Source organism: Halomonas stenophila, assembly GCF_014192275.1.
Lineage (GTDB): Bacteria > Pseudomonadota > Gammaproteobacteria > Pseudomonadales > Halomonadaceae > Halomonas > Halomonas stenophila.
The window spans coordinates 135,530-149,604 of the sequence record NZ_JACHXR010000001.1 but is presented as its reverse complement, the minus strand read 5'-3'; the positions used below and the strand labels follow the sequence as shown (position 1 = coordinate 149,604).

Genomic DNA, 14,075 nt, shown 5'->3' with positions numbered 1-14,075 from the left:
TACCTGCCACCCTGCCCTTCATCAACCTATAATGACCGTCTCTGATCAACGACAGTTTCGTGCCGAATTATCGCCGAAATCATCGTGCCGATCGGATGGCAGTGGCCAAGCCAGGTGTCGCAAAATTTAGACAAAAAGGAGACCTTTAATGAGCTCAACCATCGAGGTTGGCACAGACATCAGTGCCGATGAACTCGAGACATTGATACGGGATGCCGCCCCTGGCAGCACCGTGAAACTCGCCGCCGGCGAGTTCGAATTCGACGATGCCATCACCATCGACCGCTCCGATGTCTCCCTGGTTGGCGCGGGGAGCGGCGACACACGCCTGACCTTCACCGATACGGCCCTGTCGCGAAATGATGACCACGCGATTCACGTGGATGGCAGCGAGAACACCGACCTCGGGGAACTCGCCGCCGATGCGGGGGTGGGTGCTCGCCGCCTGACACTGGATGGCACCCAGGAACTGGCCGTCGGCGACACCATCCGGGTCTGGCAGGACAACGACGACGCCTTCCTTGACGCGATCGGTGACAGCTCGTGGCGCAAGGCGGAGCACGCGGAACTGCGTACCAGCATGGCCAAGATCACCGGCGTCGAGGGCAACGAGATCACCCTCGATCGCGGCGTCCGCTTCGATTTCCAGTCGGGAAAGGCCGAGGTGGAGAAACTCGACACGGTGGATAACGTCGGCCTGAAGGGCTTCAGCGTCGACTTCGAGCTCGGCGAGGCCGACGCCGGCGAGTTCTCGAACACCAAGGACGACCTGACCGACTATCGTGCGGTGCACCTGGAAGGTACGGTGAACAGCGATCTCGAGGACATCCGGGTCGACGATGGCCCGTCCACGGCCTTCCGCTTCTCCCGGGCCATGGACCTCCAGGCCGACGACCTGCAGGCCCACGGTGCCTTCAACAAGGGCAGCGGCGGCAACGGCTACGCCTACGAGCTGCACGAGAGCTACGACGGCCAGCTTGCCGGCCTCGAGGACAGCGGCATGCGCCATGGCCTGGTCTTCGCCTCCTGGCGCTCCTCGGTGGGCAACGACGTCGAGGTGGCGTCCACCACCCGTGACATCAACTTCCACGGCGGGCGCGATCATGACAACAGCGTCCGTGTCCTGCGCTCGGAACGGGACCCGGAGGCCGACGAGCTGTCGCCGACCCTGTATGTCAACGAGGACGGCGAGAGCTTCGGCGCCCCCACCGACGCCGAGGCCAACCGGGTGAGCTTCGACTACGTCCTCGGCTCGCGCCGCGAAGACGAGATCCAGGGCTCGGACGACGGCGTCTACCTGGATGGCGGCCTGGGTCACGACGTGCTGCTGGGCGGTGCCGGCGACGACATCCTCCAGGGCGGGCCGGGCGCTGACTGGTATGACGGCACCGACCGGCTCGACGGTGGCCAGGGCGTCGATACCGCGCGCTACACGGGCGACTTTTCCGCCCACGAGATCGCCTTTACCGAGGACGGCCCCGTGGTGACCGGCCAGGGCAGCGAGGACACCCTGGTGGACATGGAGTTCGCGGTCTTCGGCGACGGCACCACCCTGCACCTGGCCTCGGGCAACGCCTTCGCCGGCACGGCCCTCGAAACACCTGACGCCGAGGCGATCCTCGCCGGCGACGGCGAGACGCCGGCGCTGCTGGACGACGATGCCGAGCTGCTGGTCACCGGCAACGTCACGAGCGACTGGTCCGATGGCTACGTGGCCGAGGTCTTCGTCGAGAACGTCTCCGATGACGATATCGTCGACCCGGAGCTCGGTTTCGACCTGCCCGCCGAGATCGACACCCTGTGGAACGGCGACCTCGCCGGAGGGACGGACGGCTATCGGGTCCAGGACGACAACGCCAACACCCTCGTCCCGGGCGAGGCCTGGCGGTTCGCCTTCGAGGCCAGTGGCGACGACGGCACGCTGCCCGAGGAGATGACGGCCAGCGATTCGCAGGGCCAATCCCTGGACGTGCAGGTTCTCGGATTGGGCAACACTGCGATCGAGGAAGTCGCCGCCTGAGGCCGGCTGCGCGACGTCTGCGGTGATGTAAGGGCACCCCCGGGGTGCCCTTTTTCGTGCCCTGTCGCCCGATGGCGTCAGCCGGGATGCCCCACCCGCCCCAGACCGGTCACGACAGGAAAGCGGACAGGGTCGCCAGGCGGGATATTCATACTTTTTTACTATAAATCAAGATTCATTGTTACAGGAGATATGCAAACTATTTAATGAAATAATCCTAATGTCATTTCATTGGCTCTCCAAATCCCCCGCACATCAATTCCTTACAGAACATGGCCGGGTTATCGCCGGAAATGGCCGCAAAAAATGCCCGCAACCCCGCCCATCGGAAGGGTGCGAGGCCGTTTTTACTTGACCGACAACTCTAGTTAGGATTCGCAGCCATCGTGGCGGCAGAAGGACGGCGGTCGTGGGTATCAGACGCGATACGGCGCCGACCACGCCACGGCGTGTCCAGTGAGGGCCATGACGGCCCGGACCGCCACATCACCTGGCTCGACATGACCACAGTGTCGACATTCAAGGCGCTTCTGGAGGGCAGTCCCCATGACCACCATCGATATCGATCCCTCGATCACCGCCGACGATCTGCAGGCCCTGATCGACGAGGCGCCGAGTGGGGCCACCCTGCACCTCGCCGCCGGCCACTACGAGCTCGACGATGCCCTGCTCATCTCGCGCTCCGATATCTCCCTGATCGGCGCCGGTGCCGGCGAGACGGTGCTGACCCTCAGTGACTGGGCCCTGTCGAGCAACGACTACGCCATCCGGCTCGACGGGACGGAGAAGACCTACACGGGGGAACTCGCCGCCGATGTCAGCGAGGGCACCCGCCAGCTGACCCTCGCGGACGGCCACGACCTCCAGGCCGGCGACACCCTGCGCATCTGGCAGGACAATGACGACGCCTTCTTCGACGCGATCGGCGACACTTCCTGGCGCAAGGTGCAATACGCCGAGCTGCGCACCAGCATGGCCAGAGTCGAGTCGATCGAGGGGGACACCATCACCCTCGATCGCGGCGTCCCCTTCGACTTCGAAGCCGGCAAGACCCAGGTCGCCCGCATGGAGACCGTGGACAACGTCACCCTCGAGGGCTTCAGTGTCGACTTCACGCTGGGTACCCCCGCCCCCGGTACCTTCGAGAACACCCTGGACGAGTTGACCGGTTTCAACGCCGTCCTGCTGACCGGCACCACGGATACCCGGCTCTCCGACATCCAGGTGAATGACGGCCCCTCCACGGCCTTCCGCTTCTCCCGGACCCTCGACCCCGTCGCCGAGGATCTCGAGGCCCACGGCGCCTTCAACAAGGGCAGTGGCGGCAATGGCTACGCCTTTGAGCTGCACGAGAGCTACGATGGCCAGTTCACCGGCCTCGAGGACAGTGGCATGCGCCACAGCCTGGTCTTCGCCTCCTGGCGTTCCTCGGTGGGCAACGAGGCCGAGATTGCCTTCACCGATCGCGATGTCAACTTCCACGGCGGCCGGGATCACGACAACAGTGTCCGGGTCCTGCGCTCGGAGCGGGACCCGGAAGCCGATGCCCTGTCATCGGCGCTGTATGTCAACGAGGGGGGCGTGAGCTTCGGGGCACCCACCGATCCCGAGGCCAACGAGGTGGTGTTCGACTACCTGATCGGCTCGCGCCGGGATGACGAGGTCCAGGGCTCCGACGACGGCGTCTACCTGAATGGCGGCCTGGGTCACGACGTGCTGCTGGGCGGTGCCGGCGACGACCTCCTCCAGAGCGGGCCCGGCGACGACTGGTACGACGGTACCGACCGGCTCGAAGGCGGCCTGGGCGTCGATACCGCGCGCTACACCGGCGACTTCGCCGACCACGAGATCAGCGAAAGCGAGAACGGCGTCATCATCACCGGCCAGGGCAGCCAGGACACCCTGACCGACATGGAGTTCGCGGTGTTCGGCGACGGCATCACCCTGCACCTGACCTCGGGCAATACCTTCCGCGCCTCGCCGCTGGCGATGCCCAGCCCCGAGGAGATCCTCAGCGGTGGCGGCGACGACCCGGCGTTGAAGGTCACCAGCAATGTCACCAGCAGTTGGTCCTCAGGCTATGTCGCGGAAGTGTTCGTCGAGAATGTTTCCGATGCCGACATCATCAATCCCGAGGTCGGTTTCGACCTGGCCGCCGACCTCGACACCCTGTGGAACGGCGATGTCACCCGTGATGCCGACCGCTACTGGGTGCGGGACGACAGTGACCTTACCCTAGCCCCGGGGAACAGCTGGCGCTTCGCCTTCAAGGCCTACGGGGACGACTCCGCACCGGCCAACCTCGCAGCCCGGGACGAGAACGGTCAGCCCCTGGAGATCCTCGGCAAGGGGGGAGCGACCCCCGCCCTGCTGGATGACGACGCCGAGCTGCTGGTCACCGGCAATATCACCAGCCAGTGGTCCTCGGGCCATGTCGCCGAGGTCTTCGTCGAGAACGTCTCCGATGACGACATCATCGACCCGGAACTGGGCTTCATGCTGCCCGCCCAGATCGACACCCTGTGGAATGGCGATCTCACCGGCGGGGACGGGGGCTACCGGGTCCGGGACGACAGCGATCTCACCCTCGCCCCCGGCGAGGCCTGGCGCTTCGCCTTCAAGGCCTACGGCGAGGACACGCCGCCCGCCGAGATGACCGCCGAGGACGCGGCAGGCCACGCCCTGGACGTCCAGGTCCTCGGGCTGGGCAACACCGCGATCGAGGAAGTCGCCGGCTGAGTTCGCGAGCCGACCGGGGCACCCTGGGTCTCCCCGGTCGTCCTGCTCGCACGTCCCCTGGCCGTTAATACACTACACTTCGGTATGTGCCATAGTAGTCACAATTCATTACAAAACTAGTCCGTCCCGAGCGACACAAGCGGGACGACGCCAAGGAAGCTGCCCATGGCCAACCCCTGGGGACTACGCAGCAAGTCCACCGTGACGCTGCTGATCGCCTGCCTGCTCGCGCTGGTGCCGGCACTGCTGATCGGCTGGCAGGCGATCGACGATGTCCGACGCCACTTCGCCAGCGGCTATGCCGAGCAGTACACTCTGCTGCACATGCAGAAGATCCTCACCCCCGTCTCCCGGGAGCTGGCGCTGTCACGCCGCCTCGCCGACTCGGTGGTGACCCGGGAGTGGCTCCTGGCCCCCGAGGATCCCGTCAAGCGCGAGCGCTTCTTCCGCGAGGCGGAGGGCTTTCGCTGGCAGTTCAGCGGCGATGCCTACTTCGTGATTCACCACGCCACCGGTGACTACTACTTCAACGACGGCACGCGAGCCGAGAGCCACTCGCCCCGCTACCGGCTCTCCCCCGAGGATCCCGACGACACCTGGTATTTCTCGACCATGGACAGCACCGGGGCCTACAACATCAACGTCAACGTGGACCAGAAGCTCGGCCTGGCCAAGGTCTGGTTCAACGTCAAGATCCGGCACGACGGTCGTGTCCTGGGGCTTGCCGGCGGCGCCCTCGACCTGACCCGCTTCCTCGATCGCTTCCTCCGTGACGACACCCCCGGCCTGACGCCGATGATCGTCAACCCCCGGGGCGATCTCCAGGCTCACCCCGAGCGCCGGCGACTGGCCTTCAACTCCGGGGCCGACGCCCTCGAGGCGGGCGAGGCACAACGCCTGCCGTCGATGCTCGGGGACGAGTCCCAACGCGAACGACTGAGCTCGGCCATGCAGGCGGCCATGCGCCGTCCCGGCCAGGTCCACAGCCTGGAGGCCACCCTGGAGGGCGAACCCCGCCTGCTCAGCGTCGGCTATATCCCGGAGTTAAAATGGTTGCTGGTCACCGCCCTGGACCTGGACGCGGCCCCGATCCTCGAGAACCGCTGGCTGTGGTCACTGGTCATTGCCCTGACCCTGATCCTGGTCATCCTGATGGCCGGCTTCGCCTTCGGTATCGAACGCCTGATCCTCGGCCCGCTGCGGCGCCTCCAGCAGTCTGCCCGGGCCATCGCCGGCGGCGATTTCGACCATGCCCTGCCCACCGAGCGCGGCGACGAGATCGGCGAGCTCTCACGGGACTTCTCGCACATGGCACGTCAGGTCGAGCGCCATACCCAGGACCTGGAGGACAAGGTGCGTCAGCGCACCCGGGACCTGGAGCAGACCAACGCCGAGATGGCCCGGGCCCGCCGCCAGATCGATGCCTCCCTGGAATACGCCAGCATCATCCAGCGCGCGATCCTGCCCAGCCGCCAACTGCAGGATCACCTGCCCCGTCATCACGCGATCATGTGGCGACCCCGGGATGTGGTGGGCGGCGACTTCTACGTGTTCCGTGCCACCGAACGCGGCTGGCTGATGGGGGTCATCGACTGTGCCGGCCATGGGGTGCCGGGATCGCTGATGACCATGCTGGCCCGGGCCATCATCGACAATGCCATCCTTCATGTCGGCGCCGACGATCCCGCCGCCATCCTCAACGAGACGGACCGCCAGAACCGCAGCACCCTGCACAAGGACACCCTGCCCCGCTCGATCGCCACCAACATGGACATGGGCCTGGTCTGGGTGGATCCCGGGGCCGGCCGGCTGACCTTCGCCGGCGCCAAGATGTCGCTGTATGCCAGCGACGGCGACCGACTCGAGGTCCAGGCCGGCGGCAAGCGCGCCCTGGGCGACAAGCGCGCCATGACCTATGAAAACCAGGATATGCCCCTGCACCGGGGCTGGACCTACACCCTGGCCACCGACGGCTTCCTCGACCAGGCCGGCGGTGAATACGGCTTCGGCTTCGGCCACACTCGCTTCGAGGCGATGCTCAGGCGCCATGCCAACGACCCGCTGCACCGCCAGGTCGAGGCCTTCGGCGAGGCCCTCGACCGTTACCGCGGCGAGCTGCCCCAGCGTGACGACATCACCCTGCTGAGCTTCCGCTTCGATGACGAGACCCCGACCACGCCGAGCGCGAGCGGCGCGTTCACCACCCATCCCGAACGTCCCGTCCACCAGGAGGTGTCATGGACCTGCTGACACTGCGCGACAACTACCTGCAGCAAGGGATCATGCTGTGCTTCAACGGCCCGATCTCCCGCAGCCTGATCGAGGAGATCGGCCATGCGCTGCGCAACTACATGAACAGCCAGTCCGCGGCGCCCTCCGAGGCGATGGACGTGTTCGCGGTCTATATCGAGATGACCCAGAACATCCGCCAGTATGCCCGCAGCCAGGGCTATGACGAACACACGGCCACCGCCACCCTGGCCGTGGCCCGGGATCCCCAGGGGCATTACCTGGTCTCGGCGGGCAACCTGGTGGAAGCGGCCGACGGGCGGCGCCTGGTCGAGACCGTCGAACGCCTGGCCAGTCTCGACGCCGCCGCACTCAAGCAGGCCTACAAACAGCAGTTGCGGCGTCCCCGGGAGGATGCCGAGAGCGGTGCGGGGTTGGGGCTGATCGATATGGCCCGCAAGTCCAGCCAGCCACTGGCGGCCTCGCTTCAGGCGTTGCCCTCGGGGCTAAGCTTCTTTAGCCTGACAGCCACTATCTAATCCGGACCCTACCCATGATCCAAGATCTGAACATTCCCGGTAGTTCGTCCACCCCCGCGATCCAGAGCGACTGGCAGGCCGGCCGGCTCAGCATGCAAGGCGATTCCTATCCGGAGAACTCCTACGAGCTGTTCCGCCAGGTCACCGACTGGACGGAAGCCTTCCTCGCCCGGGCCACGACCCCCCTCACTCTCGACCTCGGGCTCGTCTACCTCAACACCAGCTCGGTGAAGGCGATGATGGATATCTTCGACCTGCTGGAGGAGGCCCACCAGAATGGTCGCGAGGTCGGCGTCATCTGGCGCTATGACAGCCGCAACGAGCGCATCGCCGAACTCGCCGAGGAGTTCAAGGAAGACTGCAGCTACCCCTTCGCCATCACGGCAATGCAGGCCTCCCCATGACGCCCCAGGACCAGGCGCTTCTCGACCGGGTGGCGGCGCTGATCGACAGCGACGCCTATCGGGGGCATCCGCTGCACGAGGCCCTGAGCCAGCTCTATGCCCACCACCTGGAACAGCGCGAGCGCCTCGAGCGCCTGATCAGCATTGCCGACGGCTTCCAGCAGACCGCCCACGAGGATCTCCATGCCACGCGTCACCAGTTGCAGCGCCAGCTCAAGCGCCAGCGCAAGCTGTCGCGCATCGCCGACCGCTACCAGGCGCTGCTGCGCGAGCGCAACGCCGCCCTGGCGGACGCCGCGACCCTGGACCCGCTGACCGGCCTGGCCAACCGTCGCCTGCTCCACGAGCAGCTCCAGCGCCTGGCGGCGGACGCACACCGTCATGGACGCGTGTTCACCCTGGCCATGATCGACATCGACCATTTCAAGCGCATCAATGACCACCACGGCCATGCGGCCGGGGACCGCCTGCTGGTCGCCCTGGCCAAGACCCTGGCCAGCGAGCTGCGCGGGGCCGATCACTGCGCCCGCTGGGGCGGCGAGGAATTCCTGGTGGTGCTGCCGGCCACCTCGCTGGACCAGGCGGAGACCCTGGTGGCCCGGCTGTGCGAGCGGCTCCGCGCCCTGAGCGTCACCTTCGAGGGCGAGCGGCTGCGCCTCACCGCCAGCGTCGGGGTGGCCCAGCATCGCCTCGACGACGACTATGCGACGACCATCCAGCGCGCCGACGAGGCCCTGCTCGAGGCCAAGCGCGAGGGGCGGGATCGCTGGCGCACCGCCGACTGAGCCGCCACCGCGCGGCGACGAAAAAGGGCACCCGAGGGTGCCCTTTGTGCGCTACCGGCAGGATGGCTCGGCTTACCAGCCGGCGGCCTCCTTCAGGGCATCGCCGATCTCGGCCAGGGAGCGCACGGTCTTCACGCCCGCGGCCTCCAGGGCGCCGAACTTCTCGTCCGCGGTGCCCTTGCCACCGGCGATGATGGCACCGGCATGGCCCATGCGCTTGCCGGGAGGCGCGGTGACGCCGGCGATGTAGGACACAACCGGCTTGGAGACGTTGGCCTTGATATAGGCCGCGGCCTCTTCCTCGGCGGTGCCGCCGATCTCGCCGATCATCACGATGGCCTCGGTGGCCGGATCCTTCTCGAACTGCTCGAGGATGTCGATGAAGGTGGAGCCCGGGATGGGGTCGCCGCCGATGCCCACGCAGGTGGACTGGCCGAAGCCGTGGTCGGTGGTCTGCTTGACCGCCTCGTAGGTCAGGGTGCCGGAACGCGACACGATGCCGACCTTGCCGGGCTGGTGGATATGGCCCGGCATGATGCCGATCTTGCACTCGCCCGGGGTGATCACGCCGGGGCAGTTGGGGCCGATCAGGCGCACGCCCAGCTCGTCGCACTTGACCTTGACGTCGAGCATGTCAAGCGTCGGGATGCCCTCGGTGATGCACACGATCAGCTTGACGCCGGCATTGGCGGCCTCGAGGATCGAGTCCTTGCAGAACGGGGCCGGCACGTAGATCACGCTGGCCTCGGCGCCGGTCTCGGCCACGGCTTCCTTGACGGTGTTGAACACCGGCAGGCCCAGGTGCTCCTGGCCGCCCTTGCCCGGGGTCACGCCGCCGACCATCTGGGTACCGTAGGCGATCGCCTGCTCGGAGTGGAAGGTCCCCTGGCCGCCGGTGAAGCCCTGGCAGATGACCTTGGTGTTCTTGTCGATCAGGATGCTCATTACTTGCCCTCCGCTGCCTTGACGACCTGCTGAGCCGCATCGGTGAGGCTCTTGGCAGCGATGATGTTCAGACCGCTGGAGGCCAGTTTCTCGGCACCCAGCTCGGCGTTGTTACCCTCGAGACGCACCACCACCGGCACGTTGACACCGACCTGCTCGACGGCGCCGATGATGCCCTCGGCGATCATGTCGCAGCGCACGATGCCGCCGAAGATGTTGACCAGCACGGCCTTCACGGAATCGTCGGAGAGGATGATCTTGAATGCCTCGGCCACCCGCTCCTTGGTCGCCCCGCCCCCCACGTCGAGGAAGTTGGCCGGCTGGCCGCCGTTGAGCTTGATGATGTCCATGGTGCCCATGGCCAGGCCGGCACCGTTGACCATGCAGCCGATGTTGCCGTCCAGGGCCACGTAGTTCAGGTCCCAGGCCGCGGCCTCGGACTCGCGGGAATCCTCCTGGGAGGGGTCGCGCATGGCCTGCAGGTCCGGGTGACGGTACAGCGCGTTGCCATCCAGGTTGATCTTGGCGTCGAGGCAGTGCAGGTTGCCCTCGTCGGTGATCACCAACGGGTTGATCTCGAGCAGCGCCAGATCCTTGTCGTGGAACAGCTTGGACAGACCCAGGAAGATCTTGGTGAACTGCTTGACCTGGTCGCCGGAGAGGCCCAGGGCGAAGGCCAGCTCACGCGCCTGGTACGGCTGGGCGCCGACCAGCGGGTCGATCTCGGCCTTGAGGATCTTCTCGGGGGTCTCCTCGGCGACCTTCTCGATTTCCACGCCGCCCTCGGTGGAGGCCATGAAGACCACGCGGCGAGTGGCGCGGTCGACCACGGCCCCCAGGTAGAGCTCGTTGGCGATGTCGGTGCAGTTCTCGACCAGGATCTTGGCGACCGGCTGACCGTGCTCGTCGGTCTGGAAGGTCACCAGGTTCTTGCCCAGCCACTGCTCGGCGAAGGCCTTGGCCTCCTCCGGGCTCTTGATCAGCTTGACGCCGCCGGCCTTGCCGCGACCCCCGGCATGCACCTGGGCCTTGACGACCCACATCTCGCCACCGATCTTCTTGCAGGCTTCCGCCGCCTCTTCCGGGGTGTCGACGGCGAAGCCCTTGGAAACCGGCAGACCATAGTCGGCAAACAGCTGCTTGCTCTGATACTCGTGAAGGTTCATCGATTCATGCCATTGGTTGCATGTGACTCGAACGGTAACCGTGACGGCGCCCGGGCGGCGCGAGGGTCAGGCTACCACCGACCCCTCCCGATACGTGGCCGGAAGGGATGCGCCGCCCGCGGGCGGCGCTTGTTGTCTTACTTCTTCTTGCGGTTGGCCATGTGGATGGCATGGCCTTCCACGGCCAGCGCGGCCTCGTGTACGGCCTCCGACATGGTCGGGTGTGCATAGCAGGAGAGCGCCAGATCCTCGGCGCTGGAGCCGAATTCCATGGCGATCACGCCCTGGGCGATCATCTCGCCGGCGTGCTGGCCGACGATGTGCATGCCCAGGATACGATCGGTCTCGGCGTCGGCGATCACCTTGGCCTGGCCCTCGGTGGCGTTGTTGGCCATGGCGCGGCCGCTGGCGGCGAACGGGAAGGCACCGGTCTTGACCTTGATGCCGGCGGACTTGGCATCCTGCTCGGTCATGCCGACCCAGGCCACCTCCGGGAAGGTGTAGATGACGCTGGGGATGGCGTCATAGTTCATCTCGGCCTTGTGGCCGGCGATGATGTCCGCGACCATGATGCCCTCTTCGGAGGCCTTGTGGGCCAGCATCGGGCCGCGCACGCAGTCGCCGATGGCGTAGACGCCCGGCACGCTGGTGCGGCACTGGTCGTCGACGTGAATGAAGCCCCGCTCGTCGAGGTCGACGCCGACGCCCTCGCCGATCACACCCTTGGTGTAGGGCTTGCGACCGACGCAGACGATCAGGCGATCGAAGGTGACTTCCTGCTCGCCCTTGCCGTCGGAGTACTTGACCACCACCTCGGTGCCCTTGACCTCGGAGCCGGTGACCCGGGCGCCCATGCGGATGTCCAGGCCCTGCTTCTTGAGCAGCTTCTGGGTTTCCTTGGCCACGTCCTTGTCGACCATCGGCAGGAAGTCGTCCAGGGCCTCGAGGACGGTGACCTCGCTGCCCAGGCGGCTCCACACGCTGCCGAGCTCCAGGCCGATGACCCCGGCACCGATCACGCCCAGGCGCTTGGGCGCTTCCTGGAATTCCAGGGCACCGGTGGAATCGACGATCAGGTCCTCGGTCATCGGCGTCGGCGGGATCTCCACCGGCACCGAGCCCGCGGCGACGACGATGTTGTCGGCCTCATAGGTGGCGGCCTTGCCGTCCTTGTCGGTGACCTCGACCTGCTTGCTGCCGGTCACCTTGCCGGTGCCTTCCAGGGCGGTGACGCCGTTGGCCTTGAACAGGCCGGCGATGCCGCCGGTCAGGTTCTTAACGATCTTGTCCTTGCGCGCCATCATCTTCTTGACGTCCATGGTGACGTCACCGGCCACGATCCCCATGTCGTCGAAGTCATGCTTGGCCTCGACGAACTTGTGGGAGGCCTCCAGCAGCGCCTTGGACGGGATGCAGCCCACGTTCAGGCAGGTCCCGCCGTGGACCACCTTGCCTTCCTTGCCGATCCACTTCTCGACACAGGCGGTCTTCAGGCCCAGCTGGGCGGCACGGATGGCGGCGACGTAGCCGCCGGGGCCCGCACCGATGACGATCACATCAAACTTGTCGGCCATGTTGGCTCCTATGGGTTGCGCTTCGCTGAGATACGTTGTGCGGTCCGCGGATCAGATATCCAGCAGCAGGCGCGCCGGATCCTCGAGCAGTTCCTTGAGGGTCACCAGGAACTGGACCGCGTCCTTGCCGTCGATCATGCGGTGATCGTATGACAGCGCCAGGTACATCATCGGACGGATCTCGACCTGGCCGTTCACCGCCATGGGCCGCTCCTGGATCTTGTGCATGCCCAGGATGGCGGTCTGCGGCGGGTTGAGGATCGGCGTCGACATCAGCGAGCCGAAGATACCGCCGTTGGTGATGGTGAAGGTGCCACCCTGCATCTCGTCGATGCCGAGCTTGCCGTCGCGGGCCCGCTTGCCGAAATCGACGATGCCCTTCTCGACGTCGGCGATCTTCATGCTGTCGGTATCGCGCAGCACCGGCACGACCAGGCCACGGTCGGTGGACACGGCCACGCCGATGTCCTGGTAGCCGTGATAGACGATGTCGGTGCCATCGATGGAGGCGTTGACGTCCGGGAAGCGCTTGAGCGCCTCGGAGGCCGCCTTGACGAAGAAGCCCATGAAGCCGAGCTTGGTGTCGTGGGCCTTGAGGAAGGAGTCCTTGTACTGGGACCGCAGGTCCATGACCGCGCCCATGTCCACCTCGTTGTAGGTGGTCAGCATGGCGGCGGTCTGCTGGGCCTCGACCAGGCGCTTGGCGATGGTCTTGCGCAGACGCGTCATCGGCACGCGCTTCTCGGGGCGCTCGCCCTCGACGGCCGGGGCCGGCGCCGCGGCGGCCTTGGCACCGGCCGGCTTGGCGGCCTTCTTGGCGGAGCCGTCCTTGACGGCCTTCTGGACATCTTCCTTGAGGATGCGGCCCCCCTTGCCGGTCCCTTCGATCCTGGCGACGTCGAGGTCGTGCTCGGCGACCAGCTTGCGAGCGGCCGGGGCCAGGATCTTGTCGCCGACCTTCTCGTCGCTGGCGCCGTCATCGGCGGACGCCGCGGCCCTGCCCTCACCGGCGGCCGGGGCGACCTCGCCGCCGGCCCCCTCGGTGAACAGCGCGAGCACGGCCTCGGACTCGACCTGGCTGCCCTCCTCGGCCTTGATCTCGGACAGCGCGCCATCGGCCGGCGCCACCACCTCGAGCACCACCTTGTCGGTCTCGATCTCGGCGAGCACCTCGTCGCGCTTGACCGCCTCACCGACCTGCTTGTTCCAGCTGGCCACCGTGCCTTCCTGGATGGACTCGGGGAAGGTCGGGGCCTTCACCTCGTGCTGCTGGCCGCCGCCGGCAGGCGCCTCGGCCTCGGGCTTGGCCTCGGGCTCGGGCTCGGGCTTGGCCTCGGGCTCGGGCTCGGGCTTGGCCGGTGACTCGGACGCGGCCTCGGCACCGCCCTTCTCGCCGCCGCTCGCGGCGCCCTCGCCGATGCGGCCCAGCACCTGCTCGGACTCCACGGTATCGCCTTCCTCCACCAGCACCTCGGAGAGGGTGCCGGCCTCGGGTGCCACGACCTCGAGCACCACCTTGTCGGTCTCGATCTCGACGATCAGCTCGTCACGCTCGACGCTGTCGCCCGGCTTCTTGTGCCAGGCGGCCACGCTGCCTTCGGCAACGGATTCCGGAAAGGTGGGTGCCTTGATCTCGGTAGCCATGTCGTTTCCCTTGTGTGTTCTCTCTCGTCC

Annotated in this window: 10 protein-coding genes; 6 read left to right on the top strand and 4 right to left on the bottom strand. The window is 66.5% G+C overall.

All coding sequences use genetic code 11. The features are described from left to right. Positions 1-148 precede the first annotated feature (148 nt). The 6 genes from FHR97_RS00665 to siaD all read left to right on the top strand — a co-directional run bounded on the left by FHR97_RS00665 (position 149) and on the right by siaD (position 8,716). Positions 149-2,020 carry a cellulose binding domain-containing protein gene (locus tag FHR97_RS00665; RefSeq protein WP_183381851.1) on the top strand — a complete coding sequence of 624 codons (1,872 nt, stop codon included), beginning with the start codon at positions 149-151 and terminating at the stop codon, positions 2,018-2,020. 546 nt (positions 2,021-2,566) lie between these two features. Continuing rightward, positions 2,567-4,759: a cellulose binding domain-containing protein gene (locus FHR97_RS00660; protein ID WP_183381850.1), complete on the top strand. Its 2,193-nt coding sequence runs from the start codon at positions 2,567-2,569 to the stop codon at positions 4,757-4,759. Between the two features lie 165 nt (positions 4,760-4,924). Next, positions 4,925-7,009, top strand: coding sequence for a biofilm regulation protein phosphatase SiaA (gene siaA, locus FHR97_RS00655; protein ID WP_183381849.1), 2,085 nt, complete (start codon positions 4,925-4,927; stop codon positions 7,007-7,009). Next, positions 6,997-7,527, top strand: a complete 531-nt coding sequence (gene siaB / locus FHR97_RS00650; protein WP_183381848.1) for a biofilm regulation protein kinase SiaB — start codon at positions 6,997-6,999, stop codon at positions 7,525-7,527. The genes siaA and siaB overlap by 13 nt, the downstream gene beginning before the upstream one ends. A 14-nt stretch (positions 7,528-7,541) precedes the next feature. Next, on the top strand, positions 7,542-7,931 hold the full coding sequence (gene siaC, locus FHR97_RS00645; protein ID WP_221187630.1) for a biofilm regulation phosphoprotein SiaC: 390 nt from the start codon (positions 7,542-7,544) through the stop codon (positions 7,929-7,931). After that, a complete protein-coding gene (gene siaD, locus FHR97_RS00640; protein WP_183381847.1) occupies positions 7,928-8,716 on the top strand; it encodes a biofilm regulation diguanylate cyclase SiaD in 789 nt (262 codons plus the stop codon). Before siaC ends, siaD begins: the two co-directional genes overlap by 4 nt. A gap of 72 nt (positions 8,717-8,788) precedes the next feature. Here the strand turns inward: siaD and sucD are convergent, their stop codons facing one another. The 4 genes from sucD to odhB form a co-directional block, all read right to left on the bottom strand. After that, the gene (gene sucD / locus FHR97_RS00635; RefSeq protein WP_183381846.1) at positions 8,789-9,661 is read right to left on the bottom strand and encodes a succinate--CoA ligase subunit alpha; all 873 of its coding nucleotides are present in this window, start codon (positions 9,659-9,661) and stop codon (positions 8,789-8,791) included. After that, complete coding sequence (gene sucC, locus FHR97_RS00630) at positions 9,661-10,827, bottom strand: ADP-forming succinate--CoA ligase subunit beta (protein ID WP_183381845.1); 1,167 nt, start codon at positions 10,825-10,827, stop codon at positions 9,661-9,663. Before sucC ends, sucD begins: the two co-directional genes overlap by 1 nt. Positions 10,828-10,964: 137 nt before the next feature. Then, positions 10,965-12,401 (bottom strand): dihydrolipoyl dehydrogenase, encoded by a 1,437-nt coding sequence (gene lpdA / locus FHR97_RS00625; RefSeq protein ID WP_183381844.1) that lies wholly within the window; start codon positions 12,399-12,401, stop codon positions 10,965-10,967. A gap of 51 nt (positions 12,402-12,452) precedes the next feature. Beyond that, positions 12,453-14,045 carry a 2-oxoglutarate dehydrogenase complex dihydrolipoyllysine-residue succinyltransferase gene (gene odhB, locus FHR97_RS00620; protein ID WP_183381843.1) on the bottom strand — a complete coding sequence of 531 codons (1,593 nt, stop codon included), beginning with the start codon at positions 14,043-14,045 and terminating at the stop codon, positions 12,453-12,455. Between the last annotated feature and the right edge of the window lie 30 nt (positions 14,046-14,075).

Coding starts and splice junctions, on each gene's coding strand:
- FHR97_RS00660 (WP_183381850.1), top strand. CDS start 2,567: ATGACCACCATCGATATCGATCCCTCGATCACCGCCGACGATCTGCAG.
- siaD (WP_183381847.1), top strand. CDS start 7,928: ATGACGCCCCAGGACCAGGCGCTTCTCGACCGGGTGGCGGCGCTGATC.
- FHR97_RS00665 (WP_183381851.1), top strand. CDS start 149: ATGAGCTCAACCATCGAGGTTGGCACAGACATCAGTGCCGATGAACTC.
- siaA (WP_183381849.1), top strand. CDS start 4,925: ATGGCCAACCCCTGGGGACTACGCAGCAAGTCCACCGTGACGCTGCTG.
- siaB (WP_183381848.1), top strand. CDS start 6,997: ATGGACCTGCTGACACTGCGCGACAACTACCTGCAGCAAGGGATCATG.
- siaC (WP_221187630.1), top strand. CDS start 7,542: ATGATCCAAGATCTGAACATTCCCGGTAGTTCGTCCACCCCCGCGATC.
- lpdA (WP_183381844.1), bottom strand. CDS start 12,401: ATGGCCGACAAGTTTGATGTGATCGTCATCGGTGCGGGCCCCGGCGGC.
- odhB (WP_183381843.1), bottom strand. CDS start 14,045: ATGGCTACCGAGATCAAGGCACCCACCTTTCCGGAATCCGTTGCCGAA.
- sucD (WP_183381846.1), bottom strand. CDS start 9,661: ATGAGCATCCTGATCGACAAGAACACCAAGGTCATCTGCCAGGGCTTC.
- sucC (WP_183381845.1), bottom strand. CDS start 10,827: ATGAACCTTCACGAGTATCAGAGCAAGCAGCTGTTTGCCGACTATGGT.